The 23,135-nt window shown below is 69.9% G+C and carries 24 protein-coding genes; 9 read left to right on the top strand and 15 right to left on the bottom strand.

The features are described from left to right. Positions 1 to 41: 41 nt before the first annotated feature. The 3 genes from hisC to ACIRHA_RS03500 all read right to left on the bottom strand — a co-directional run bounded on the left by hisC (position 42) and on the right by ACIRHA_RS03500 (position 2,948). A complete protein-coding gene (hisC, locus tag ACIRHA_RS03510; RefSeq protein ID WP_403839367.1) occupies positions 42 to 1,112 on the bottom strand; it encodes a histidinol-phosphate transaminase in 1,071 nt (356 codons plus the stop codon). A 178-nt stretch (positions 1,113 to 1,290) separates the two neighbouring features. Further along, on the bottom strand, positions 1,291 to 1,884 hold the full coding sequence (locus tag ACIRHA_RS03505) for a nuclear transport factor 2 family protein (RefSeq protein ID WP_403839365.1): 594 nt from the start codon (positions 1,882 to 1,884) through the stop codon (positions 1,291 to 1,293). Beyond that, positions 1,881 to 2,948 (bottom strand): amidohydrolase family protein, encoded by a 1,068-nt coding sequence (locus ACIRHA_RS03500; protein WP_403839363.1) that lies wholly within the window; start codon positions 2,946 to 2,948, stop codon positions 1,881 to 1,883. Before ACIRHA_RS03500 ends, ACIRHA_RS03505 begins: the two co-directional genes overlap by 4 nt. Before the next feature lie 65 nt (positions 2,949 to 3,013). Here ACIRHA_RS03500 and ACIRHA_RS03495 point away from each other — a divergent pair, with 65 nt between their 5' ends. Further along, positions 3,014 to 3,520 (top strand): MarR family winged helix-turn-helix transcriptional regulator, encoded by a 507-nt coding sequence (locus ACIRHA_RS03495; RefSeq protein ID WP_403839361.1) that lies wholly within the window; start codon positions 3,014 to 3,016, stop codon positions 3,518 to 3,520. A gap of 25 nt (positions 3,521 to 3,545) precedes the next feature. Here ACIRHA_RS03495 and ACIRHA_RS03490 read toward each other — a convergent pair whose 3' ends face one another. The 5 genes from ACIRHA_RS03490 to ACIRHA_RS03470 all read right to left on the bottom strand — a co-directional run bounded on the left by ACIRHA_RS03490 (position 3,546) and on the right by ACIRHA_RS03470 (position 8,162). Continuing rightward, a complete protein-coding gene (locus ACIRHA_RS03490) occupies positions 3,546 to 4,196 on the bottom strand; it encodes an MBL fold metallo-hydrolase (RefSeq protein ID WP_403839359.1) in 651 nt (216 codons plus the stop codon). After that, complete coding sequence (locus tag ACIRHA_RS03485; protein WP_403839357.1) at positions 4,196 to 5,281, bottom strand: S-(hydroxymethyl)mycothiol dehydrogenase; 1,086 nt, start codon at positions 5,279 to 5,281, stop codon at positions 4,196 to 4,198. The genes ACIRHA_RS03490 and ACIRHA_RS03485 overlap by 1 nt, the downstream gene beginning before the upstream one ends. Before the next feature lie 31 nt (positions 5,282 to 5,312). After that, the gene (locus ACIRHA_RS03480) at positions 5,313 to 6,536 is read right to left on the bottom strand and encodes an NAD(P)/FAD-dependent oxidoreductase (RefSeq protein ID WP_403839355.1); all 1,224 of its coding nucleotides are present in this window, start codon (positions 6,534 to 6,536) and stop codon (positions 5,313 to 5,315) included. Next, positions 6,533 to 6,856, bottom strand: a complete 324-nt coding sequence (locus ACIRHA_RS03475; RefSeq protein WP_403839353.1) for a 2Fe-2S iron-sulfur cluster-binding protein — start codon at positions 6,854 to 6,856, stop codon at positions 6,533 to 6,535. Before ACIRHA_RS03475 ends, ACIRHA_RS03480 begins: the two co-directional genes overlap by 4 nt. Positions 6,857 to 6,947: 91 nt before the next feature. Next, complete coding sequence (locus tag ACIRHA_RS03470; RefSeq protein ID WP_403839351.1) at positions 6,948 to 8,162, bottom strand: cytochrome P450; 1,215 nt, start codon at positions 8,160 to 8,162, stop codon at positions 6,948 to 6,950. A gap of 252 nt (positions 8,163 to 8,414) precedes the next feature. Here ACIRHA_RS03470 and ACIRHA_RS03465 point away from each other — a divergent pair, with 252 nt between their 5' ends. Then, positions 8,415 to 9,065, top strand: coding sequence for a TetR/AcrR family transcriptional regulator (locus tag ACIRHA_RS03465; RefSeq protein ID WP_403839349.1), 651 nt, complete (start codon positions 8,415 to 8,417; stop codon positions 9,063 to 9,065). Between the two features lie 28 nt (positions 9,066 to 9,093). Here ACIRHA_RS03465 and ACIRHA_RS03460 read toward each other — a convergent pair whose 3' ends face one another. Beyond that, entirely contained in the window at positions 9,094 to 10,077 is a 984-nt protein-coding gene (locus ACIRHA_RS03460) for an Lrp/AsnC family transcriptional regulator (RefSeq protein WP_403839347.1), read from the bottom strand. A gap of 169 nt (positions 10,078 to 10,246) precedes the next feature. Between ACIRHA_RS03460 and ACIRHA_RS03455 the strand changes: the two genes are divergently transcribed. Then, complete coding sequence (locus tag ACIRHA_RS03455; RefSeq protein WP_403839345.1) at positions 10,247 to 11,401, top strand: M20 family metallopeptidase; 1,155 nt, start codon at positions 10,247 to 10,249, stop codon at positions 11,399 to 11,401. 92 nt (positions 11,402 to 11,493) lie between these two features. Continuing rightward, a complete protein-coding gene (locus ACIRHA_RS03450) occupies positions 11,494 to 12,696 on the top strand; it encodes a hypothetical protein (protein ID WP_403839343.1) in 1,203 nt (400 codons plus the stop codon). A gap of 41 nt (positions 12,697 to 12,737) precedes the next feature. Here ACIRHA_RS03450 and ACIRHA_RS03445 read toward each other — a convergent pair whose 3' ends face one another. Beyond that, a complete protein-coding gene (locus tag ACIRHA_RS03445) occupies positions 12,738 to 13,442 on the bottom strand; it encodes a TetR/AcrR family transcriptional regulator (protein ID WP_403839341.1) in 705 nt (234 codons plus the stop codon). Positions 13,443 to 13,612: 170 nt separating this feature from the next. Here ACIRHA_RS03445 and ACIRHA_RS03440 point away from each other — a divergent pair, with 170 nt between their 5' ends. Continuing rightward, positions 13,613 to 14,947 (top strand): MFS transporter, encoded by a 1,335-nt coding sequence (locus ACIRHA_RS03440; protein WP_403839339.1) that lies wholly within the window; start codon positions 13,613 to 13,615, stop codon positions 14,945 to 14,947. Positions 14,948 to 15,004: 57 nt separating this feature from the next. Continuing rightward, the gene (locus ACIRHA_RS03435; RefSeq protein ID WP_403839337.1) at positions 15,005 to 16,786 is read left to right on the top strand and encodes a glycoside hydrolase family 3 protein; all 1,782 of its coding nucleotides are present in this window, start codon (positions 15,005 to 15,007) and stop codon (positions 16,784 to 16,786) included. 411 nt (positions 16,787 to 17,197) lie between these two features. Here ACIRHA_RS03435 and ACIRHA_RS03430 read toward each other — a convergent pair whose 3' ends face one another. After that, positions 17,198 to 17,425, bottom strand: a complete 228-nt coding sequence (locus ACIRHA_RS03430) for a hypothetical protein (RefSeq protein WP_403839335.1) — start codon at positions 17,423 to 17,425, stop codon at positions 17,198 to 17,200. 142 nt (positions 17,426 to 17,567) lie between these two features. On the opposite strand from ACIRHA_RS03430, the gene ACIRHA_RS03425 reads away from it, so the two are divergent. Further along, complete coding sequence (locus ACIRHA_RS03425) at positions 17,568 to 17,777, top strand: hypothetical protein (protein WP_403839334.1); 210 nt, start codon at positions 17,568 to 17,570, stop codon at positions 17,775 to 17,777. A gap of 79 nt (positions 17,778 to 17,856) precedes the next feature. Here ACIRHA_RS03425 and ACIRHA_RS03420 read toward each other — a convergent pair whose 3' ends face one another. The 3 genes from ACIRHA_RS03420 to ACIRHA_RS03410 form a co-directional block, all read right to left on the bottom strand. After that, a complete protein-coding gene (locus ACIRHA_RS03420) occupies positions 17,857 to 18,819 on the bottom strand; it encodes an amidohydrolase family protein (protein ID WP_403842079.1) in 963 nt (320 codons plus the stop codon). Positions 18,820 to 18,909: 90 nt separating this feature from the next. Continuing rightward, on the bottom strand, positions 18,910 to 19,977 hold the full coding sequence (locus tag ACIRHA_RS03415) for an amidohydrolase family protein (protein ID WP_403839332.1): 1,068 nt from the start codon (positions 19,975 to 19,977) through the stop codon (positions 18,910 to 18,912). A 43-nt stretch (positions 19,978 to 20,020) separates the two neighbouring features. Beyond that, the gene (locus ACIRHA_RS03410; protein WP_403839330.1) at positions 20,021 to 20,983 is read right to left on the bottom strand and encodes an amidohydrolase family protein; all 963 of its coding nucleotides are present in this window, start codon (positions 20,981 to 20,983) and stop codon (positions 20,021 to 20,023) included. 321 nt (positions 20,984 to 21,304) lie between these two features. On the opposite strand from ACIRHA_RS03410, the gene ACIRHA_RS03405 reads away from it, so the two are divergent. Continuing rightward, a complete protein-coding gene (locus ACIRHA_RS03405) occupies positions 21,305 to 21,991 on the top strand; it encodes a TetR/AcrR family transcriptional regulator (protein ID WP_403839328.1) in 687 nt (228 codons plus the stop codon). A 29-nt stretch (positions 21,992 to 22,020) separates the two neighbouring features. On the opposite strand, the gene ACIRHA_RS03400 is transcribed toward ACIRHA_RS03405, so the two are convergent. Further along, positions 22,021 to 22,431: a winged helix-turn-helix transcriptional regulator gene (locus tag ACIRHA_RS03400; protein WP_403839326.1), complete on the bottom strand. Its 411-nt coding sequence runs from the start codon at positions 22,429 to 22,431 to the stop codon at positions 22,021 to 22,023. A gap of 222 nt (positions 22,432 to 22,653) precedes the next feature. Here ACIRHA_RS03400 and ACIRHA_RS03395 point away from each other — a divergent pair, with 222 nt between their 5' ends. Further along, positions 22,654 to 23,091: a nuclear transport factor 2 family protein gene (locus ACIRHA_RS03395; protein WP_403839324.1), complete on the top strand. Its 438-nt coding sequence runs from the start codon at positions 22,654 to 22,656 to the stop codon at positions 23,089 to 23,091. The last annotated feature ends 44 nt before the right edge of the window (positions 23,092 to 23,135 follow it).

Here is a 23,135-nt window from a genome sequence, read left to right as displayed (position 1 = left end):
CGCCCGTCTCACGCCGCGCCAGGGGACGGGGCACGCTCCCGTCAGCGGAACTGCCCGGCCGCGACCACAAAGGCGTCGTTGGCCTGTCGTTCGCCGATGGTGATCCGTACGCCGTCCTGGCCGTAGGGCCGCACGATCACTCCGGCGTCACGGCAGTGGTCGGCGAAGGCGGTGGTCCGTTCGCCGAGGCGGAGCCAGACGAAGTTGGCCTGGCTGTCGGGCACGGTCCAGCCCTGTTCCGACAGCGTCTGGTGGACGCGTCCGCGTTCGGTGACGAGTTCGTCGACGCGTTCCATCAGCTCGGCCTGCCGGTCGAGCGAGGCGATCGCGGCGCTCTGCGCGGTGGTGGAGACACCGAAGGGTACGGCGGTCTTGCGCAGCGCCTCGGCGACCGGTGCGTGGGCGACGGCGTAGCCGACCCGCAGCCCGGCCAGACCGTAGGCCTTGGAGAACGTCCGCAGGACCACGACGTTCGGCCGGTCCCGGTACAGCTCCACGCCGTCGGCGCAGTCGGGGTCGGTGATGAACTCCACGTAGGCCTCGTCCAGGGCGACCAGCACGTCGACCGGCAGGCGGTCCAGGAACCGTTCCAGTTCGTCCCGGTGCAGGGCCCTGCCGGTGGGGTTGTTGGGCGTGCACACGAACACCAGCCGGGTGCGGTCGGTGACCGCCTGTGCCATCGCGTCGAGGTCGTGTGCCTCGTCCCCGGTGAGGGGCACCTCTACCGGACGGGCCCCGAACAGGCGGGTGACGATGGGGTAGGACTCGAACGACCGCCAGGCGTAGACGACTTCGTCACCCGGCTCGACGGTGATCTGCATCAACTGCTGCAGCAGCCCGCTGGAACCCGTGCCCAGGGCAATGTGCGCGACGGGGACCGAAAGGTGTTCCGCAAGCCGGTCCGTCAGCTCGGTGCTGTGCAGATCCGGGTAGCGGTGCATCTGCCCGGCGGCGGCGGTCACGGCGTCCAGCACGCCGTCGAGCGGCGGGTAGGGGTTCTCGTTGGAGGACAGCTTCCAGCCGGACGCGGCCGTTTTACCGGGCACGTAGACCGGGATCGCGTCCAGCGACGTACGCAGCCGCGGTGACGAGCCTCTGCCGGCTGGAGTCATTGCCATGTCCTTGCTTGGTGTGCTCATGTGCGTCCGTTCACCGGCCTTACCGGCCGACTTTTCCAGTGATGATCGACCCGGGGGCTGGAGGCCGACGGCTGGTGGTCGGCGCTGCGGCCAGGCCCACCGGCCCCCGTTGATCCCGCGCATCGCGCGCATTCCGTCAGAGACGCCCCGCTCAGGCAGCGTTCAGCCATTCAAGCAGACCGTCGTAGAACGCCTGCACCTCACCGGGGCGATCGTCGCCGAGGAGGTCCTCTCCGATGGTGTATCCCTTGCTGCCCAGGTAGTAGGTCAGCAGCGCGTAGCTGGTCCGGAACCCCGCTACGTCGGAGCTGCCGACGTCCACGGTGTCGCCGGGGTACGCCGGGGTGAGGGTGTCCCGTTCGTAGATCGCGTCCATGCGCTGGACCAGCCAGCGGTCGTCGCGCTCGGTGAGCCGGTAGTTCAGCCGTGTGTACGAGACCAGGTGCGCCGGAACGCCCTTGATCGTGATCTGGAACTCCACGCCGCACGACACCTCCGCGATGGCACGGTCGCCCCGGACATGGACGACGGGCGGGGAGAGCCGGTGCACGGCCGTGTCCCCCTGAGCGCTCATACCTTCCGAGGCCGCCACGAAGCCGGGCCCGTCACCGGTGTACCAGGACAGACTCACCGACGAGTCGGCGGCGAAGGAGGCGCCCATCTGGGCCCACCAGCCCCGATCACGGCCCTGCCGTTCGTGGAGGATGGCCTGTTCGATCCGGCTGACAGCGTCGCTCCTGCTCATCGGACACGCTCCCCGGCGATCCAGACACCCTCGATGGCGCGCGTCGCGGTGATGTCGGTGGTCGGGTCGCCGTCGACGAGGACCAGGTCGGCGCGTCGGCCCGGTTCGACCGCACCGCGGTCGTCGAGTTCGAAGGTGCGCGCGGTGAGCGTCGTGGCACCGCGCAGCGCCTCGACGGGCGTGAGCCCGGCCTCGACCATGAGCTCCAGCTCGTCGTGGAAGGACGTGCCGTGCCGGGGTGCGAAGGGGACCCCGGGCGCGGAGTTCGCGTCGGTGCCGACCAGCAGCCGGATTCCGGCCTCGTGGAACTTGGTCACGGTGTCGCGGGCGTACTCGTACTTGAGCCCGGCCCCGGCCCGGACGCCGGCGATGCCCCTCATCATCGTCAGGGTGGGTGAGGACACCATTCCGGCGTCCCGCATCCGCGCGACGGTCTCGTCGTCGAGGACGGCGTCCAGAGGCGCGTGCGTGCTGATGTCGACGCCGGCCTCGACCGCGACGCGGAACGCGCCGGTGGTGATCGAGTGCGCCACGACGAGGCGGTTGTGCTCGTGCGCCGCCTCGACGATCGCCTTCACGGTCGCCCGGTCCATGCCCTCCGGCGGCGCGGCCTCCGTGACGATCTTGATGTAGTCGGCGCCGTCGGCGATCCGCCGCTCGACGAAGGCGTGCGCCTCCTGCGGGGTCGTGACGATGCCGTCCGCGGGGAAGCCGGGCATCTTGGCGTGGTTGCCGCCGGGCCCGACCGCGGGAGTCGTCGCGGACAGGATCTGGGCCACGCCTGCCTGTCCGCGCATCTCGGTCACGAACGGGAGCGGCCAGGCCGCCATGTCCAGGCCGGTGGTGACGCCCGCCTGTGCCAGGTCCGCCAGGTCGTCCCGCCCCAGCGTGTGGATGTGCGAGTCGATCAGACCCGGCAGCAGCACCTTGCCCGCACCGTCCACCACCACGTCCGGGGTTCCGTCGGCGACGATGCTCTCGCCCTCGACGTACACCCGCCGGGGCCGGGTCAGACCGTCGCCCGTGAATACGCGGACATCGTCGATCGCAGTAACAGTCGCCATCAGGACCTCCTCCATTTACCTTTCTTGAAAGGTATCACAAAAGCATTATTCGGTATGATCGGGCCATGGCTTCCCACAGCGAGAACGGCTTGAGCGACGAACGTCTGGCGCTCACGCTCTCTCAACATGTCGTTCGCCTGCAGGGTCTGCTGGAGCGCGCCATAGCCCCATCTCTTGCGGCACAGGGCCTCACGGCCGCGGAACTCGACGTGCTCGGCGCGCTGCGTGCCGTCGGCGAGCCCTACCAGCTCCGGCCCAAGGAGCTGGCCACGCGTCTGCTGCTGACCACCGGCGGACTGAGCAACGTCCTGCGCCGGCTGGAGGCCCGCGACCTCGTGTCGCGCGTCCCCGACCCCCAGGACGGACGCAGCCACAACGTGCGCCTGACGCCTGAGGGAGTCACCGACGCGGAGGCCATCACCACCGCGGCGACCGCCGCACTCCACGGCACTCTGTCCGCGGTGCCGACCGCGACACTGCAAGACACCCTGCAGCAGTTGCAGTCGATCCTCGGCACGATTGACGACGCTCCGCCCGTTCCCCTTCCCGGGAAGCGCGAGGACGGCCGGTAGCGCCGCCCGGCGTTCCTCTCTCCTCTCACTGCCCCTGGGCGATCCACTCGCTCAGGTGGGGCGCCTCCTCCTTGACGGTCGTACTGTCACCGTGTCCGGTGCGTACGGCGGTCTCGGGCGGCAGCGTCAGCAGACGCTCCCGGATCGACTCGACGATCGTCGGGAAGTCGCTGAACGTCCGCCCCGTGGCGCCGGGGCCGCCCTGGAACAGGGTGTCCCCGGTGAAGACGGTGCCGAGCGCGGGCGCGTACAGGCTGACCGCACCGTGGCAGTGGCCCGGCGTGTGCAGAACCGTCAACTCCACTCCTGCGACGGCCACTTGCTGCCCATCGGCGAGTTCTCCGTCGGGCGCGCGGTCCGGGTGCGTACGCTTCCACAGGTCCGTGTCGGCGGGGTGCAGCAGGATCGGCGCGCCGGTGCGCTCGGCGAGCGCGGGCGCCGCGTCGATGTGGTCGTCGTGGGCATGGGTGCACACGATCGCGACGAGCCGCCGCGAGCCGACGGCCTCCGCGATGGCGTCGGCGTCATGCGCCGCGTCGATGACGATCGCCTCACGGTCGTCACCGACGATCCATACATTGTTGTCGACCTCCCAGGTGCCTCCGTCGAGGGAGAACGTGCCGGAGGTGACGAGGTGCTCGATGCGGACGGAACCGCTCGCGGTGTGTGCGGACATCAGAACATCACCACCGATCGCAGCACGTCGCCGTGGTGCATCCGCTCGAACGCCTTCTCCACGTCCTCCAGGGCGATGGTCTCGGTCACGAACGCGTCGAGATCGAGCCGGCCCTGCTGGTAGAGGTCGATGAGCATCGGGAAGTCGCGGGCCGGCAGACAGTCGCCGTACCAGGACGACTTGAGGGCGCCACCCCGCCCGAACACGTCCAGGAGCGGCAGATCGATGCGCATCTCCGGCGTCGGCACCCCGACCAGGACGACCGTGCCCGCCAAGTCGCGCGCGTAGAAGGCCTGCTCGTACGTCTCCGGGCGGCCGACCGCCTCGATGACGACGTCCGCGCCGAACCCGCCGGTCAGCCCGCGCACGGCCTCGATCGGGTCGGTGGAGCGGGAGTTGACGGTGTGCGTGGCGCCCAGCTCGCGCGCCGTGGCGAGCTTCTCGTCGTCGATGTCGACGGCGATGATCTTCGCGGCGCCGGCCAGCCGGGACCCGACGACGGCGGCGTTGCCGACCCCGCCACAGCCGATCACGGCGACCGAGTCACCGCGGCCCACGTTGCCGGTGTTGATGGCGGCGCCGATCCCGGCCATCACACCGCAGCCGAGCAGTCCCGCCGCGGCCGGCGAGGCCGCCTCATCGACCTTGGTGCACTGCCCGGCGGCCACCAGGGTCTTCTCGGCGAAGGCACCGATACCCAGCGCCGGCGACAGCTCCGTCCCGTCTTCCAGCGTCATCTTCTGCTTCGCGTTGTGCGTGGCGAAGCAGTACTGGGACCGCCCCCGCTTGCAGGCACGGCACTGGCCGCACACCGCACGCCAGTTGAGGATCACGAAGTCACCGGGGACGACCTCCGTGACACCGGCGCCCACCGCCTCCACGATGCCCGCCGCCTCGTGCCCGAGCAGGAACGGGAAGTCGTCGTTGATCCCGCCCTCCCGGTAGTGCAGGTCCGTGTGACAGACCCCGCACGCCTGGACCTTCACGACGGCCTCGCCGGGCCCGGGGTCCGGAACGGTGATCGTGGCGATCTCCACCGGGGCGCCCTTCGCCCGCGCGATCACACCTCGTACTTGCTGGGACATTGCGTAACTCCTTTCGTGCAGGGGTGAGTTGTCACGGAACAAGCGTGCGAAGCTTGACGCTCATGTCTGCGGCTTGGTCAGGGGTGATGCGCGTCTGTGCGGAGAGGATCTTGCGGGCGGCAAGGTGATCCGCGGGCGCGTTGACCGATTCGACGGCCAGGAGCCGGTCTCCCTGGAAGCAGAAGGTGGAGAAGGCGTCGACGCCGCCGCGGCGCACGGTGTGGTCATGTCCGTTGCGGAGACCGGCGATCTGCAGTTTGGCGGCGTACTGGCTGCTCCAGAAGTACGGCACCGCGTCGTACGGGCCGTCGGCGCGGCCGGTGAGGCGCGCGGCGACGTGGCGGGCCTGGTCCGCGGCGTTCTGCACCGATTCCAGTCGGGTCGGGTGCGGGCTGAAGCGGGTGGGGAAGCTCGCACAGTCACCGATCGCGGAGATCGCCGTATCGCTGGTCAGCAGATCGTGGTCGACGACGATGCCGTTGTCGACCACGAGGCCTGCGTCGGCAGCGAGTTCGGTGTTCGGGACGACGCCGACGCCGAGCACGACGACATCGGCGTCGAGGAGGTCCCCGGTGGCGGTGCGCACCGCGGTGACCCGCCCGTCCGTACCCTCGATCGCCGCCACGCCGGTGGCACAGCGGATGTTCACGCCGCTGCGTCCGTGCAGATCGGCGAGGTGGGCGGCGGTGGGTCGCGACAGCACGCGGCCCATCAGCTCCGGTGACGCCTCCAGGACGGTCACTTCGGCGCCGAGGCTCCTTGCCGCGGCGGCGACCTCCAGGCCGATGAAGCCGCCGCCCACGACGGCGACCCGTACGCCGGGCGTCAGCTGTCGGCGCAGGAGTTCGGCGTCGGCTCGGGTGCGGAGTTCCACCACGCCGCGCAAGTCCGAGCCGGGAAGCCCGAGTTGGCGGCAACGTGCGCCGAGGGCGAGGACCAGGTGGTCGTAGCCGAGGTCGTCCTCACCGGAGGCGAGCGCGACGTGGCGCCGGTCCCGGTCGATCCCGGCCACCGCGGCCCCGACCCGTACCTCGATGTCGTGGTCGGGATAGAAGGCCGGCGCACGGAACGGAACCAACTCCTCGGGCACCTTGCCGAGCAGGTAGTCCTTGGACAGCGGTGGGCGCTGGTACGGCAGGCAGGGTTCGTCACCCACGAGGGTCACGTGCCCATCGAAACCGGCCGACCGCAGCGAGGTGGCCACCTGGTAGCCGGCGTGGCCCGCCCCCGCGATCAGTACGCGGGGCGAGCTCACAGCTGGGCCTCCGGGGTGTGCACGACGAGGCCGTCGAGTTCGTCGGTCATGGTGATCTGGCAGGACAGTCGGCTGCTCTCCTGGCGGGGGCTCGCGGCGGACTCCAGCATCTCGTCCTCGACCTCGCCGCACGGCTGAAGCCGCTCGGCCCAGTCGGGGTCGACGTAGACATGACAGGTGGCGCACATCATGGATCCGCCGCATTCGGCGACGATGCCCGGCACGTCGTGCACCATCGCGGCCTGCATGACGCTGGTGCCGGCGTCCGCCTCCACCGTGTCCTCGCCTCCGTCGACATTGTGGAAGTGGATTTTCGGCATGCCTGTGCTCCTTTCTGAAGCAGGTGTGGACACCACGGCCCACCCACTGCGGCTACGAGAAGCGGGCGGGGAGACTTGGTGTGTCGGGTGGTTACGCGGGGTGCGCCCGCACGGGCAGGGTCTCCAGGCCGCGCAGGGTGTTGTTGAGCCTGACGCGGGGTGTGCCGGTCAGCTCCCACCGTGCGACCCGGGTGGCCAGGGCCTTGAGGATCGTCTCGGCCTCCAACCGGGCGAGCATCTGCCCGGCGCAGCCGTGGACGCCGACGCCGAAGCCGGCGTGCCCGGCGCTGCGGCGGCGGATGTCGAAGCGCTCGGGGTCGTCCCAGCGGCGGGGGTCGCGGTTGGCGCCCGCGAAGAACACCATGACCTTCGATCCGGCCGGGATCGTGGCGCCGGAGAGGACGGCCTCGGTCTTGGTGGTGCGGAAGAAGCCGATCACCGGCGACTCCAGGCGCACGATCTCGTCGAACGCGGAGCGGGCCAGGGACGGATCCGCGCGCAGCAGATCCCACTGGTCGGGGTGTTCGGCGAAGCGGCGGATCGCGAAGCCGAGCGAGCTGACCGTGGTGTCGACGCCGGCCGTCAGGAACGAGCGCACCAGCAACTTGGCTTCGCTCTCGGCCAGTTCGCCGGAGTCCACCGCTGCGTAGATGTGCGCGCCGAAGGAGTCCGGGCCGAGCGCTTCACGCGAGCACTGCTCGTCGACCCAGCCCTGCATGCCGCCGACCTGGGCGACGGCTTCCTGGAAGTGCCGGTTGTCCGGGCCGTTGGCGTTGAAGGTCATGCCGCCGTAGACGAGCAGCTTGTGCCGGTCGCGTTCGGGCAGGCCCAGGGCGTCCCCGAAGACCCGCAGGGGGAACGCCTCGGCGAGTTCGGGGACCGCGTCGAAGGTGCCCTTGGCCACGAGGCTGTCGGCGAGTAGCCCGGCCTGCTCCTCGAACGGCTTCTTGAGATCACGCAGCGCACGCGGGGAGAGGACGCGGGTGACGACCGAGCGGGTCCTGGTGTGTGCGGGCGGATCCGCTTCCAGAATCAGACTGGGCGAACGCCACGCGTCTTCCTCGGCGAGGTTGGTGTAGCCGATGCCCGCGGCGTTGGAGAAGGTCTCGTGGTCGCGCAGCACCGCGGCGACCTGTTCGTCCCGCGCGACACCCCACACGTCGTACGCGCGCAGGTAGAAGACCTCGCCCGACTCACGCAGCCGATCCATGGACGGGAAGGGGTCCGCGAGGAACTCGTCGGAGAAGGGGTCCACGTCCGATATCGGGCAGTCGGTGGGGGGTTCGGTAGGAGCGGCGGAAGTCATGGTGAATTCCCTCCTGTTGCGCATGCGATGGACCTGGACTGATGAGGGGCTGTCTCGTGACTGCTCGTCAGGTGGGGGGACCTTGTTGCGGCTGCTGCGGGTCGAGGCCGCCGTCGGCAGGACCACGACGACGCGTCGACCCGGCACTCAAGAGACAACTTTGTTCACTGAGATCCGAACGTAGCACGCCGCGTTCCGTGCCCACCAGGCCCGGGTCGACGCGGCGGCGTCGCCGCGGCTATAACAGGAAGAGTGACCTCCGCGCCCAAGACGACATCCCGCACACATCAGGATCCCCAGCGACCCGAGGCCCGGCCTCCGCGCCGCCACGGGGCGAACCTGACCCGGGCGATCTACCTGGCCACCCTCGCCGAACTCGCCGAGACCAGCTTCGAGGAACTGAGCTTCGACAAGATCGCCGCACGTGCGGGAGCGGGGAAGGCGTCGCTCTACCGGCGCTGGAACACTCCCGCCGAGCTCGTCCTGCAGGCGCTGACCGACCCTTGCGCGGGCTACGCCGACATCGTGCATCCCCACACCGGCTCCGTCCGGGACGACCTGACCGCCGTGCTCACTGACTTCGCCCGCGTCCTGGACGAGCCGCACGGCCAGGCACTGCGACCGCTGATGACCCAGCGTCCGCGCCACCCCGACCTCTACAACCAGGTGCACCAACTGGTCGTGCAGGAGCGTCTGGACATCCTGCTGTCGGTGCTGCAGGCGGGCGCGGAGCGCGGAGAGGTCGACCCCGCGGCGGTCACCCCGCAGATCGCGGCAGTGGGGCAGCGCCTCGTCAGCGCCGAACACATGGAACGCGGCACCATCACCGACCGGGACATCGACAGCATCGTGACCCATGTGCTGATGCCGCTCCTGGCCCCCCGCGACAGCCGGAAGGGCTGACGGCCCCCGCCCCTCGCCACGAAACGGCTCAGCGGCGTTCGTCCTCGACCCGGACGACGCCACTGCGCTTGGGCGCCTCGACGATGACCGCCGACTCCACCACGGTGGCGTGTTCCGCCCAGGCCGATCCCGTCAGCGCCTCGTGCAGCGCGGGCATGTCCGGGACCGCGAGGTCGGCGACGAGCTGGAACTCCCCCGTCGTCGCCGCCGCGTACCGGACGTATGGTGACTCGGCCAGGGCCTTGCCGATCTCGTCGACGCGACCGGGGCGGGCCTGGATCCACACGACGGCGCACACGTGCAGGCCGATCAGCGCCGGATCGACGACTGCCCGTACGTTCACGCGCGTCGTGCTCAGCAGGCTGCGTACACGCCGCTGAGCGGTGGGTTCGGAGACTCCCGCGAGGCGGGCCAGCGCCTCGTTGGCCATCCGGCCGTCGGCGGCCAGCGCGTCCCGGATGACGCGGTCCTCACGCGTGAGTACCGGCAGGGCTGCGGCGCCCGTGGACGGGGCGGGCTCGTCCGGCTCGTCCGTCAGCCCGGCCGCCTCCTGCGAGGTGACAAGACCGGGTCGCCAGCGGTGCACTCCGCGGAAGTAGCGGGTGACCATGTGCGTCTCGACCTCCAACAGCCCCCGTGTGGCGTTCACTTCGTCGAGTGCGAAGGACGCGAGCCGGCCGCGCGGCACGAACACCTCGGCATGGCAGTGCACGCGACCGGTGAGCAGGTAGCAGCTCGTGCACTCGACACGTCCGGCCAGCACCGAGCCGACGAGCCGAGCGGCACCGGGGGCACACCGGATGCGGAGAACAGCGGCCTCACCGCGCGCGGCCGTGGCCACCACGGAGACGACGCCGGACCGCAGCAGGTCACTGCCGCGACGGGCGACCGTGCGCTCGGGCTCGCCGAGTGCTGCGGCGATCCGGCGCCACGACGCACGGCCGTTCACTTGCAGCGCCCCCACGATCCGGCGGTCCAGCTCGGTCAGGGGAGGTCGGGTCGGCTCAGACACATCGCGACGATATGCCCCCACCAAGTCCGTGGCACAGCCCCCACTTGTGAAACTCTCCGCCATCAAGGCGGCTGTTTCTTACGAAGAGAACCAGCTGTCTGGCCCATCTCATCAGGAAACGGGACGGTACTGGCTACATCGAATTCCCCCTTCACCAGCGAGGTGCCTCGTGGATACCAAGGGCCAGGCCCGTAGGACGCTCGAGCGCGAGCACGACCGGCTCACCGATCTCAGCCGTCGCATTCACGCCCACCCCGAACTCGGTTTCGAGGAGCACCGGGCGAGCGGCTGGGTGGCCGACACACTGGAGCAGGCCGGGTTCGAGGTGCGGCGCGGTGTAGCGGACCTGCCGACGGCCCTGCTGGCCTCGGTCGGTTCCGGGCCGCTCGTCCTCGGTATCTGCTGCGAGTACGACGCGCTGCCGGATGTGGGGCACGCCTGCGGGCACAACCTGATCGCCGCCTCGGGTGTGGCGACCGCACTGGCCCTCGCCCCGCTCGCCGACGAACTCGGGCTCACCGTCCGCGTGTTCGGCACTCCGGCGGAGGAGAACGGCGGCGGCAAGATCCTCATGCTCGACCGCGGCGTGTTCGACGGCACCCACGCGGCGATGATGATCCACCCCGTACCGGCCCCCACGGAACGGGCCGACGCCCGGATGATGGCCAACGCCCGGCTGGAGATCGACTACACGGGACGGTCCGCGCAGTCCGCCAACTGGCCGGAGCGGGGCGTGAACGCCGCCGACGCGCAGACCGTCGCGCAGGTCGGCATCGGGCTGCTGCGCCAGCACATCCCGGACGGCGACCGCATCCACGGCATCGTCACCTATGGCGGCGACGCCCCCAACATCGTGCCCGGCCACACCACCGGCACCTGGATCCTGCGCTCGGAGACCCTGGAGGGACTTCAGCGGCTACGGCCCCGGGTCGAGGCGTGCTTCGAGGCGGGCGCCACGGCCACCGGTGCGACGCTGAAGATCGACGCGCCGTGCCCGCCGTACGCCGAGTTCCGCAACAACACCACGCTCACCGGCCTCTATCAGCGCAACGCCGAGTCCCTCGGCCGCCGCTTCTCCACCGAACCGAGCCCCCGCGCCTCGTCGGACATGTCCGACGTCTCGCAGGCCATGCCCGCCCTGCACGCGAGCGTCGGCATCGACGCGGCCGGACACGTCAACCACCAGAAGGGCTTCACCAAGGCCTGCGCGACCACGGCGGCAGAAGCGGCGATGCTGCAAGGCGCCCTCGCCATGGCTTGGACAGGTATCGACCTCGCTCTCGACGACGACCGGCGCAACAGCCTTCTGCGCGCCGCGGGTTGACCACCTCATCCCGTCACACCTGGCAGTGCCCCCGTACTCAGCGAACGGACGCCCCCTCGGGTGCGCCCTGCGGCGGAAAGGCAACACCGCGCATGAACCCGGTACTGGCTGCCACCCTCGTCCTGGCCCTGTTGACCCTCGGCGAGGTGCTCTCCGTCCTCACCCGGGCCAGGGTCCCCGGCTTCCTCGTCGCCTTCGTGACGCTGTTCGCCCTGACGAGCCTGCATGTCCTGCCCCACCACCTCGTGGCCGACTCCACGCTGACGACCACCGGCAACCTGCTGGCTCCGGCGCTCATGGTGCACATGGGCACCATGATCCCGCTGCGCGTCATGCGGCAGCAGTACCGCGCGGTACTCATCGGCGTCTGCGGCATGCTGGGCGCGGCCCTGCTGGTGACGGCCGTCGTCACCCCACTGTTCGGCTACGCCGCCGCGGTCGCGGGAGTGGGACCGATCAACGGTGGTCTGCTGGCCTACCTCATCACCGACAAGGCACTTCACCAGGTCGGGCTGACCTCGCTGACAGCTGTGCCGCTGCTCGTGTTCGCCCTGCAACAACTGGTCGGCCTCCCCCTGGTGACGAACCTGCTGCGCCGGCACGCCGCACACATCACGGCGCTCGCCCGGCAGCCGCGACAGCCGGTGCCCGTGACACCCGACGGCCTGCCCGCCGCGGCCTCCCCGCCGCAGGAGCCGGACGACCTTCCACCGGCGCGGCGGAAACTGCTCGTCCCGGAGCGGTACGCACAGAGCAACACCGCGCTCCTGCTGCTCGTCTTCACCGGCGGCGCCTGCGCCGTCGGCCTGCAGTCCCTCACGCACATCAGCTACAGCGTGTGGGGTCTCGGCATCGGCGTCCTCGGCCCGTGGCTGGGCGTGTATCCGGAGAAGGCCCTGGAGAAGGCGAACGGCTTCACCGTCGCGATGATCGGCCTGCTCGTCGTCGCCCTGGCGAGCGCCACCACCATCTCGACCGGGCAACTGTTCCGGGTGCTGCCCGTCGTCGCCTCGATCGTCCTCGTCGGTGTGGCGGGCCTGATGCTCGGCGGCTGGGTGGGAGCGCGGCTGGTCGGCTGGCGTCCGGTCAAGGGCATGGCGGTCGCGCTCACGGCGCTGCTCGGTTTCCCGCTGGACTATCTCACCACCACCGAAGTGGCTCGCAGTGTGGGCGGCGACGAGCACGAGCGGAAAGCCATCACCGACGACCTGCTCGCCCCGATGCTCACCGGCGGGTTCACCACGGTCAGTATCGGTTCCGTCGTCATCGCGAGTCTGCTGGTGCGGACCCTCTGAGCCCGAGCCTCCCAAGCCACCGAGACCCGAGCCCCGGCCGCTCAGACCTGCGGCAGCTCCGTGGGTGGTGGCAGGGTTCTGCCGTCGGGGCTGAGGGCGCGGGAGAGGCGGTCGAAGTAGCTGTTCAGCTCGGCGTGCAGGTCGATGGAGTCGGGTTCCAGCGCCCACTGGACCTGGAGGCCATCGCTGACGGCCGGAATCTCGCGGGCCACCGACCGCACGTTCACGTCGTCGCGGATCTCGCCCGAGGCGATCGCCGCACGCAGACAACGCTCGTGCGCGGCACGGTTCTCGACATAGCGGCGACGGAAGCGTTCGTGTGCCGGGTGGGCCGGGTTCCCCGCCTCCGCGGAGAGCTGGACGAACAGTTGCAGCCTGCCCGGGTGGGCGAGGTTGTACGTGGCGGTCTCCAGCTTGAGGTCGCGCAGCGCCGCCAGAGAGTTCAGCAGACCGGCCGTCTCCAGCGCGATCGTACGATCACGCGTGACGGCCTCGTGCTGCTCGAGCACGGCCACCAACAGCCGTTCCTTGGAACCGAAATGGTGCACGACCACCGTCGCGGACGTACCGGCGTCGGCGGCGATCCGGGCCAGTGAGGAACTGCCGTACCCGGCCTGCGCGAAGGCCGTCGTGGCGGCGTCGAGGATCGCCTCACGGCGGGCGTCGGCCGCGGCGTAGGTGCCACCTGCCCGTCGTCTGCCCGCCGTCTTCGGGCTCGACGCCGAAGATCCAGCCGTAGGGGTCATGGGCATCACCCTATCGAGGACGATCTTCGAGGCGACCCCAGAGCCACCACCACTCCGCGGCGACACCCAACCACAGGGTGAGCTGCGTCACTAAGTGAAACTATTCGACTCGTTCAGTTTTACTGTGGCCCGGTCGACGCGCGACGGTGCCGTCGTACATGGAGGTCACCATGGAAAGATCGTTCGCCGACCGGCAGACGTCGCCCGTAAGCGCGGACCAGGCGACGCCCGAGGCCGTACCGACCCATCGAGCGGCCGGGTCAGAATCGAGCCAACTGCCCGGCTACACAACCGGCTTCGCGATCCGGCTCGTCGCCGCTCAGTTCCTCATATCCCTCGCGCTCTTCACCCCGGTCACGGTCTCGCTGTCCCTGCGGGTCTCGCAGATCGACCCGGACGGCAAGGCCTCCTCGCTCAGCACGGTGCTGGCGATCGGCGGGTTCCTCGCCCTGATCGGTGGCCCGCTCTTCGGTGCGCTCTCCGACCGCACCACGTCCCGGTTCGGCCGCCGGCGTCCGTGGGTGGCAGGCGGCATGGCGGTCGGCTTCGTCGGTCTCGTGGTGAGTGGCCTCGCCGACAACATCGCGGTCCTGGCCTGCGGCTGGGCGATCACCCAGCTCGGCGTCAACGCCGCGTTGGCCGCCATGCACGCGGTGCTGGCCGACCGGGTACCGGACCGCGTCCGGGGCCGTATCTCCGGCGCCGTGGGGATGATGACGTATGTGGCCATGGTCGTCGGCGCCGTCCTGGCGCGGGCACTGACCGGATCCTCCCTGCTGCTGTTCGCTCTCCCCGGCGTGCTGGGCCTGGCCGGAGCAGCGCTGATCAACACGGCGCTGCGCGGCGACCCGCCCGCCGACAAGGGCGCGCTGCCGCCGTTCCGGATCGGCTCGTTCCTGCGCTCCTTCTGGGTCTCGCCGCGCCGGCACCCCGACTTCGCCTGGAACTTCGTCGGCCGCTTCCTGGTCTTCGTCGGTGTCTCGTCCGCAACGGGCTACCAGCTCTACTTCGCCGAGGACCAGCTCGGCCAGAGCACGCACGAGGCCACCGGCACCGTCGCCATCGGTATGACGGTCATGACCATCGGCGCGGTCTTCGGCTCCCTGTTCTTCGGCTGGCTGTCGGACCGGACAGGCCGCCGCAAGTTCTGCGTCTACACCGGCACCGCCATCCTCGCCGCCGGGATCGCGGGCCTCGCGACGGCGCACTCCACGGGCGCGTTCCTCGCGGCCATCACGGTGTTCGGTCTCGGCATGGGCGCCTACCTGGCCGTCGACACCGCCATCGCCGTCAAGACGCTGCCTCGCGCCGAGGACGCGGCGAAGGACCTGGGCGTACTCAACGTGGCCAACGCCCTCCCGCAGTCACTCGTCCCGGCCATCGCTCCCCTCTTCCTCGGCATCGCCAGCGCCGACCGGACCAACTACCTGGCGCTCTACCTCTTCGGCGCCGCCGCTGCGGCAGCGGGCGCCGTGGCACTGCGCTTCATCCGCGCCGTGCGCTGAGCGTCTCGCTCGCCTTCCTCTTTTTCCCCGCACACTCGTGACCTCCGGAGCAACCGCATGACCACTCCCGCCGACGCCGGCACCTACCGTGACCCCAACCTCCCCGTGGAGCGGCGCGTCACCGACCTGCTGGCCCGCATGACCGTCGAGGAGAAGGTGGGCCTGCTCTTCCAGACCGTGCTCACCATGAACACGGACGGCTCCCTCGCCGACGCACCCGACATGCTCCCCTACACCGCCGGTGAGCTGGTGGGGCAGCAGCAGATGAACCACTTCAACCTGCTCGGCGGCGCCGGTCCGCGGCAGATCGCGGAATGGCACAACCGGCTGCAGGTACTGGCCGCCGACACCCGCCTCGGCATCCCGGTCACCCTCTCCTCCGACCCCCGGCACGCCTTCACCGACAACCCCGGCACCGCGATGCGTGCCGGTGCCTTCTCCCAGTGGCCCGAGACGCTCGGTCTGGCCGCGCTGGACGACCCGGAGCTGATGCGCGAGTACGCCGACGTCGTGCGCCGCGAGTACCTCGCCGTCGGCATCCGGCTCGCACTGCACCCGCAGATCGACCTGGCGACCGAGCCGCGATGGGCGCGCGTCAGCGGCACCTTCGGCGAGGACGCCGACCTCACCTCCCGCCTCGTCACCGCCTACTTGGAGGGGCTACAGGGTCCCGACGGACACCTCGGCGCGGACAGTGTCGCCGCCATGGTCAAGCACTTCCCCGGCGCGGGCCCCCAGAAGGACGGCGAGGACGCACACTTCGTCTACGGCCGCGAACAGGTGTATCCCGGCGGCTTCTTCGACTATCACCTGGAGCCCTTCAAGGCCGCCATCGCCGCCGGGGCGACGCAGATCATGCCCTACTACGGCATGCCCGTCGGCACCTCGTACGAGGAGGTCGGCTTCGGCTTCAACAAGGGCGTCATCACCGGCCTGTTGCGCGAGCAGCTGGGCTTCGACGGCATCGTGTGCACCGACTGGGGCCTGATCACCGACGACGTGATATTCGGCCAGCCGATGCCCGCCCGCGCCTGGGGAGTCGAACACCTCACCCCGCTGGAACGGGCCGCGAAGGTCCTGGACGCCGGCGCCGACCAGTTCGGCGGCGAATGGTGCACCGACCTCGTCGTCGAACTGGTTCGCTCCGGCCGCATCACCGCAGCACGCCTCGACCAGTCCGCCGGTCGTCTGCTGACCGAGAAGTTCCGTCTCGGACTCTTCGACGACCGCCGTTACGTCAACCCCGACGAGGCGGAGGAGGTCGTCGGCAGCCGCCGGTTCCGGGCACTCGGCGACGCGGCGCAGCGACGCTCCCTCACGCTCCTCAAGAACGACGCCGGGCTCCTGCCGCTCAGCGACGACCGTCCGAAGGTCTACGTACGAGGCGTCGCCGCGGACGTGGCGGCCCAGTACGGCGAGGTGGTCGACGACCCGGCCCAGGCCGACGTCGCCGTGCTCCGCCTGTCCACCCCGTACGAGCCCCGTCCCGGCGGCTTCGAGGCGTTCTTCCACGCCGGCCGGCTCGACTTCCCCGCCGATCAACTGGCCGCGATCCAGGCCCTGTTGAACGCCGTACCCACGGTGGTCGCCCTTCACCTGGACCGGCCGGCCGTCATCCCGGAGATCGCCGAAGACGCTGCCGCCCTGCTGGGTGTCTACGGAGCCTCGGACGCAGCACTGTTCGACGTCTTGTTCGGCCACGCGACCCCGCAGGGACGCCTCCCCTTCCAACTCCCCCGTTCCATGACGGAGGTTGAAAAGAGCCTCCCCGACCAGCCCCAGCAGGGCCCCGACCCACTCTTCCCGCTGGGCTTCGGGCTTCGGTATCCGCCGGTCTGAGGGGTATCTCGCCCAATGGTGGTGCGCAGTCCCGCCTTGGTGAGTCGGCGGACCTGGTGGGTCAGTCCACCCAAGGCAGGACGGCGTACGTACCTGCCCCTTGTGCGGTAGCCCCGCAGGGACCAATACCGCCTGCCCCGGCCGAATTTCGTGTCACCTCCCACGCCAGGAAACGGGCCGCAGCGATGCACGATGAGCCGCGCCCCTGTACTCGCACGCACACTCCATCCTTCGACAGGGAGCCCCCGCCTGGCCACGCAACGCGAGAGCCTGACCTTCGAAGTCGATGGACACAAGATCACAGCCATTGCCGCAGGCCCCGCCGGAGACAGCGCCAATGGCTGTGATCGTCGCTCTGCACGGCGGCACCTTCACCGCCCGGTACTTCGACGTACAGGGCTCCCCGAAGGGTCACTGATCGACACGGCCGCCCGGCACAGGTACTCGGTGCCGGCCCTGGACCGACCCGGTTACGGAGACAGCTCGCCTCTCGCGCCCAAGGACAATACCTTCACCCGGCACGTCGAGTTGCCTGGCGCGGCGATCGGTCAGGCCGCTGCCCGCTTCGCTGCCGACGGTGTTCCTGACCGGCCGCTCCATCGGCGGCATCATCGCCTTGATGATGCCGCCGCTGCTCACGCCCTTCCCTGGCTCGGCGTCTCGGCGACGGGCATGGGGACCGTCATCCTCCCCATGCCGGCGCGGCCGAGACCCTCGGACCCCTCCCGCTGAACGGCCGCCCTCTGGCTGGAGATCGATCCGTCTCGCCGAAGCGGGAGCGGTGCTCGCCGCACACCCCGAGGTCGCCTTCGCCACGGCCACGACGAGCACGGCGAATCTCAACGCCAGCATCGACGTCCCGAACGCCCAGCTCTTCTACCGCTACCTCACCGAGTCGGTCGCCACGCTCCCCGGCCCTCGCCACACAGCGACCGCCCCCATCCACCGCACCCTGAAGGGCCCCGGGCCCTATCTACCGGTGATGGTGTGAACGCCAACCAGCGCGCGCTCCCTCAGCCTTGGTCCCCACGTTACGACCGCTGAAGGCCAAGGGGTCCTGGAGCACGGTCTCACGCGTCGTTTCGTGCGATGCGGGGAATCAGGCGCTTCGCGTTTGCTGAGGTGAGGTTCCGCCATGTGGTGGCCTCGGGCTGATCGGCCTTGTCGATGGAGGCGATCTGGTGAGCGAGAGCGCCATCCGGTGTCCAGCAGTAGTCACTGCCGTACAGAATCCGCTCAGCTCCGAAAGCCTTTTCCAGAGCGGGGACTTGCTGGGGGAAGGGGGTCCCAGCGATGTCGAACCAGAGCTTGGAAACCTGCTCCTGGACGGACGGGTCGTCCGGTGAACTGCCTCCGAACGCGGTACGGAAGAGCTCCATCCGGTCGGCCAGCAGCGGCAGGGCGCCGCCGCCGTGGGTGAAGACCCATTGGACGCCCGCATAGCGGGTCAGGACTCCGTTGAGAACCAGGTCGGAGACGGCGCGGGTGGAGTCGAAGATGAACTCCAGCATCGGCCGCGGACGCCCCACGGCGACTGTCTCGGGCCGGACGGGCGAGGTCGGGTGAACGAAGACGACAGCCCGGCGACGGTCGAGTTCGGCCCAGAGGGGCTCGAAACGCGGATCGCCCAGGTAGTGGCCGTGTGCGTTGGTCTCGATGGCGACGCCGTCGCTGCCCAACTCGTCCAGGGCGTAGGCAAGTTCGGTGAGGCTGCCCTCCACGTCCGGCAGGGGCAGGGAGGCGAAGTGGCCGAAGCGGCTCGGATGGGCGCGGACGAGGCCGGCCGCGTGGTCGTTGACCTCGCGGGTGAGCGTGCGGGCGGCTGCGTCGTCGCCGAAATGGGTCCCTGGGGAAGAGATGGACAGCATTGATGTGCTGATGCGGTTCTCGTCCATGAACCGCAGGTGGTCATCCACGTCCCAGGAGGGCCATCCGGGCATTCCGTCCGGATGGGTGTGTCCACCGGCCTTGGCTGCCGCCACGTAGGAGTCGGTGACGAAGTGGGCATGGACGTCGATCAGTTCGTCAGGCAGGTCAGTCACGGCAAGTCCTTCATCATCGCTGGCTTCGTTCCCGTCGCATACGGCGCTGTCGGCGGCCGGAGCCGGTGGCACGGAGTCCCCTCAGCCGGCGGGAGTGACGTCGGTCCCGGCCGCCCAAATGCGCTTGATCCTGCCGGTGGCGCTGATGTCGGCCAGTGGGTCGCCGTCGATGAGGAGCAGGTCCGCGCGCAGGCCGGGGCGGACGGCGCCGCGGTCGGGGAGGTCGAAGTGGCGGGCGGGCAGGGCCGTGGCGGCCTGGAGGGCTTCGGCCGGGGTCAGGCCGGCGTCGACCAGGAGTGCCAGCTCGTGGTGGAGGCTGGGGCCGTGGGTGACCGGGTTCGGGATGGGGGCGGGGCCGGAGAAGGCGTCCGTACCGGCCAGGATGGGAATCCCGGCCGCGTGGAGGGCGGCCACCGAATCGCGGCTGTAGGAATAGTCCTGTCCCGGCGGACGAGCACCCTTGATGACCGCTTCCATCATGGCCAGCGTGGGAACAGCGATCGTCCCCTGCTCTACCATCCGTTCGATGGTGGCGGAGTCGAGTACGCCGTCGCGCGGCACGTGCGTCACGACGTCGGCACCGGCGTTCACCGCTCGGTGGTAGGCGTCGACCGACGACGCATGGGCGACGGTGAGCTTGCCCTGGGCCTTGCCCTGCGCGATCACGGCGTCGATGGTGGCCTGGTCGAGGAGATCTTCCTCGACGACGACCTTGATGTAGTCGGAGCCGTCGGCCACGCGCTGGGCGACGAAGCCCTTGGCCTGGCCGGGCTCGGTCAGGATCGCCTCCGCGGGCATACCGGGCATACGCGCGTGGTTGCCACCGGGCCCGATCGCGGGGACGCCCGCGCTGCGGATGTCGGGTACCCCGCCGCGGAAGGAGTCCACCCGCTCCGGCGGCCAGCAGGCCATGTCGAGAGCGGTCGTGATGCCGTGGCGGGCGAGGTTGGTGAGGTCGTCGGGGAAGATCAGGTGCACGTGGGCGTCGAAGAGCCCGGGCAGCAGGGTGGCACCGCCGCAGTCGAGGGTCTCGGCGCCGGTGGCGTCCGTGCCGATCACCGAGCCGTCGATGACGACGGTGGTGGGTTCGCTCAGACGGGACCCGTCGAAGACTCGGACGTTACCGAGGGCGGTCTTGGTGGTGGTCACGTGTACTCCAGACATGGGTGCAACGGGGGGGGGAACAGGGAAGTCAGGCGAAGCGGGGGAAGAGCGCCAGTGCGTTGTCGTGCTGCACGGCGGCGAGCTGGGCCTCGGTGAGGGAGCTGTTGGTCATGAGCTGCTCGATGGTGCGCTCGACCGTCGGTTCCGGTGCTGCGGGCCAGTCGGTGCCGAAGAGGATGTGGTCGGCGCCGGTGACCTCCAGCGTGGGCAGGATCGAGTGCCGCCCACCCGCCAGAGCGGTCTCGTAATAGAGCTTGCTCAGGGCGTCGGTGACATGAGCGGGGTCGATCGCGGCGTCCTTGGGGCCCGTGCCCATCGTCGAGTGCTCGGCGAGGCGCCAGCCGAGTGTGGGCAGCGCACCGCCGCAGTGGGCGAGGATGAGCTTCAGGTCGGGGTAGCGCTGGAAGACCCCGCGATAGAGGGCGTTGATGATGTTGCGCGCGGTGTCGAAGGGGAATTCGCAGATCGAGCTGGCCCGGCCGAATCCGAGGTGGCCCGCGATGACCGGACTGTCGATCGGGTGCAGGAAGACCGGCACCTTGCGCCGGTCGAGTTCGGCGAGCAGCGGTTCGGCCCACTCCTCGCCGAGGTAGCGGCCGGCGGTGTTGGAGTTCAGCATCACGCCGTCGAGCCCGAGCGTGTCCAGGGCGTAGGCCAGCTCGTCGAGCATCGCCTCGGCGCTGTCACCGGGCAGGGCGGCGAACGCACCGAAACGTCCCGGATGCTCCTCGACCAACTGCGCGCACTCCTCGTTGACACTCCTGGCCCAGCGGATGCCGAAACCGGGGTCCTCGGCGGTGCCGCTGAAGGTCCAGGGTGCCGAAAGGATCTGCGTGGCGATGCCCTGGCCGTCCATGTAGGCCAGTGCCTCCCGCGGGGACCACTCGACCGACATCTTGAAGCCGCCGGCCAGGGTGAACCCGCTGCGGAAGGTCTCCTCGACCGTGCCGCCCGTGTAGTGGGCGTGGACATCGATGCGTTGCGCCGGCACGAGAACCCTCCAGAAATAAGATACTCACTCGTTTCCTAATGAGCGTACTCCCCGTGCCGCCGTCCCGCGAGCGGAGGGATGGGACTTCAGGGGCATCTCCCGCCCGAGCCGCGACCATCGGCCGAGGGTCTCCAGGTGCAGCGGGCGCCGACCCCCGGGTCGACCGATCTGCACGCCGCACTGATCGGCCACTCCGCCCCTCGCCCACGCCCTCACGACCGGCAGCCGGGCCCCGCCGTCCCCGGTCGCGCCGCCACAGGCCCGAGCCGCGCCGGCCCCGACTGTTCGACGAGGGGGCGCCTCACCAGCTATAACCGGACCGTGACAGCCGCTCGCCGCCCCGCCGACCACGACTCCAGCGACTCCAGCGACTCCTCGCCGAACGAGCCGAACGCACCGGACGACTCGGACGCGCCGGACACCCCGCGTACGGTCCACCGGCGCAGGGGAGCCACACTCCTGCGAGCCATCTACCTGGCCACTTTGGAGGAACTGGCGGAGACGAGTTTCGAGGAACTCGGCTTCGAGAAGATCGCCGCCCGGGCCGGCACCGCGAAGACGACCCTCTACCGCCGATGGTCCACCACCGAGGAACTGGTGCTCGCCGCGCTGTCCGACCCGGCGACCGGCTTCCCGTTGCCGAGCCCTCCGGACACCGGCTCCCTGCGCGGCGACCTCGCGGCCGTGCTGAGTGCCCTGGCGCAGAGCCTCCAGGAACCGCGAGGCCGGGCACTGCGCCCGCTGATCGGCCAACGCCCCCGTCATCCGGAGCTGTTCGAGGAAATCTTCCGCGCGCTGGTCGTGCCGCACCAACGACTGCTCCTCGACATCCTCCGCGCCGCGGCCGACCGAGGGGAGAGCGACCCCGCGGGGGTGACCCAGCGCATCGCCTCCGTCGGTCCCCGACTGGTCGTGATGGAGTCCATGCGCCACGACACGGTGCCGCCGGCCGAGGTGGCGGCCATCGTCGACGAGGTACTGCTGCCCTTGATCGCGGCGCGCGGATGACGGGGCCGCGACACCGGTAGAACGTTCCGTCAGCCGGCCAGTCCGTCGGCATACGCCTCCCGCGCGGCCACCACCTCCTGGGTAGAGCTCTCGCACAAGTCGGCCAGCGCCCGAAGCCGTTGCGCGAACGCGGTGCCAAGAGGTGTGAGCGCGTACTCCACTTGCGGCGGTACCCCGTCGGAGAGCCTGCGACGCACCAGCCCGTCCCGCTCGAGGGATCGGAGTGTCTGGGCGAGCATCTTCTCGCTCACGCCCTGGATCCGTTGTCGCAGCACACCGAAACGCCGGCCGCGCTCCGCGAGGGCCAGCATGACCAGCGGCGCCCACCGGCCCGTGACCGTCTCGAACGTCGCGCGCGGAACACCATTACGGGCAAAGACGTCCCCGTCGCCCGGCACTTCTCTGCGGCCGCTTCCGGCGGCACCCTCCACATCACCCATGCGCAGAGCCTAAGCCCGCCCACCGCTCGCCACCATCAGCTGCATTATGGCAAGTTCACTGTGGAAAAGTAAGCCAGCTTCCCTGTTCTCGCGCTTTTCTCGCCCTGTGTGGCCTATCCATGTTTCTTTGATTGACACTTCTGTCATTCTTCCTTACGTTCCAGAAACGCGCCGCTTACGGTGCCGCCGCATTCACGGACACCCCCGAAAGGGCTGGTGCAGATGGAAACCGAACTTGCGGCTCTGATCGCCGACTACTGGCTGCGTGTGGACCTGCGCAGCGCCGAACCGGTCGACGCCCTGTACACCGAGGACGGTGCGTTCCGTGCCGGAGCACTCGACCTGCACGGGCGTGCCGCGATCAAGAGCTACTTCGCCAAGCGCAATCGCGAACAGGCCGCCCTCGGGCGGTCGACCCGACATGTGCAGACCAACCTGCACGTCCAACCGCTGGGCCCGGACCGGGCCCTGTGCCGGTCGACCGTCCTGGTCTTCGCCGGTACGGGCGACCTGCCGTTGCAGACGCCGACACCCGCCACCATCGCCGACGCCGAGGACGAGTGCGTCCGCTCCCCCGACGGCTGGCGGTTCCGGAGCCGCCGGCTGACGGCCGTCTTCATCGGCCCCACGGTCGCCGGCTTCGTCTCGCCCTCCGCCTGAACCCCTCGTCCCACCGAACCGTCCACCGAACCGGGAGCACACCG

Source organism: Streptomyces sp. NPDC102360 (genome assembly GCF_044766085.1).
GTDB lineage: Bacteria > Actinomycetota > Actinomycetes > Streptomycetales > Streptomycetaceae > Streptomyces.
This window is presented reverse-complemented; position numbering and strand designations above follow the sequence as displayed.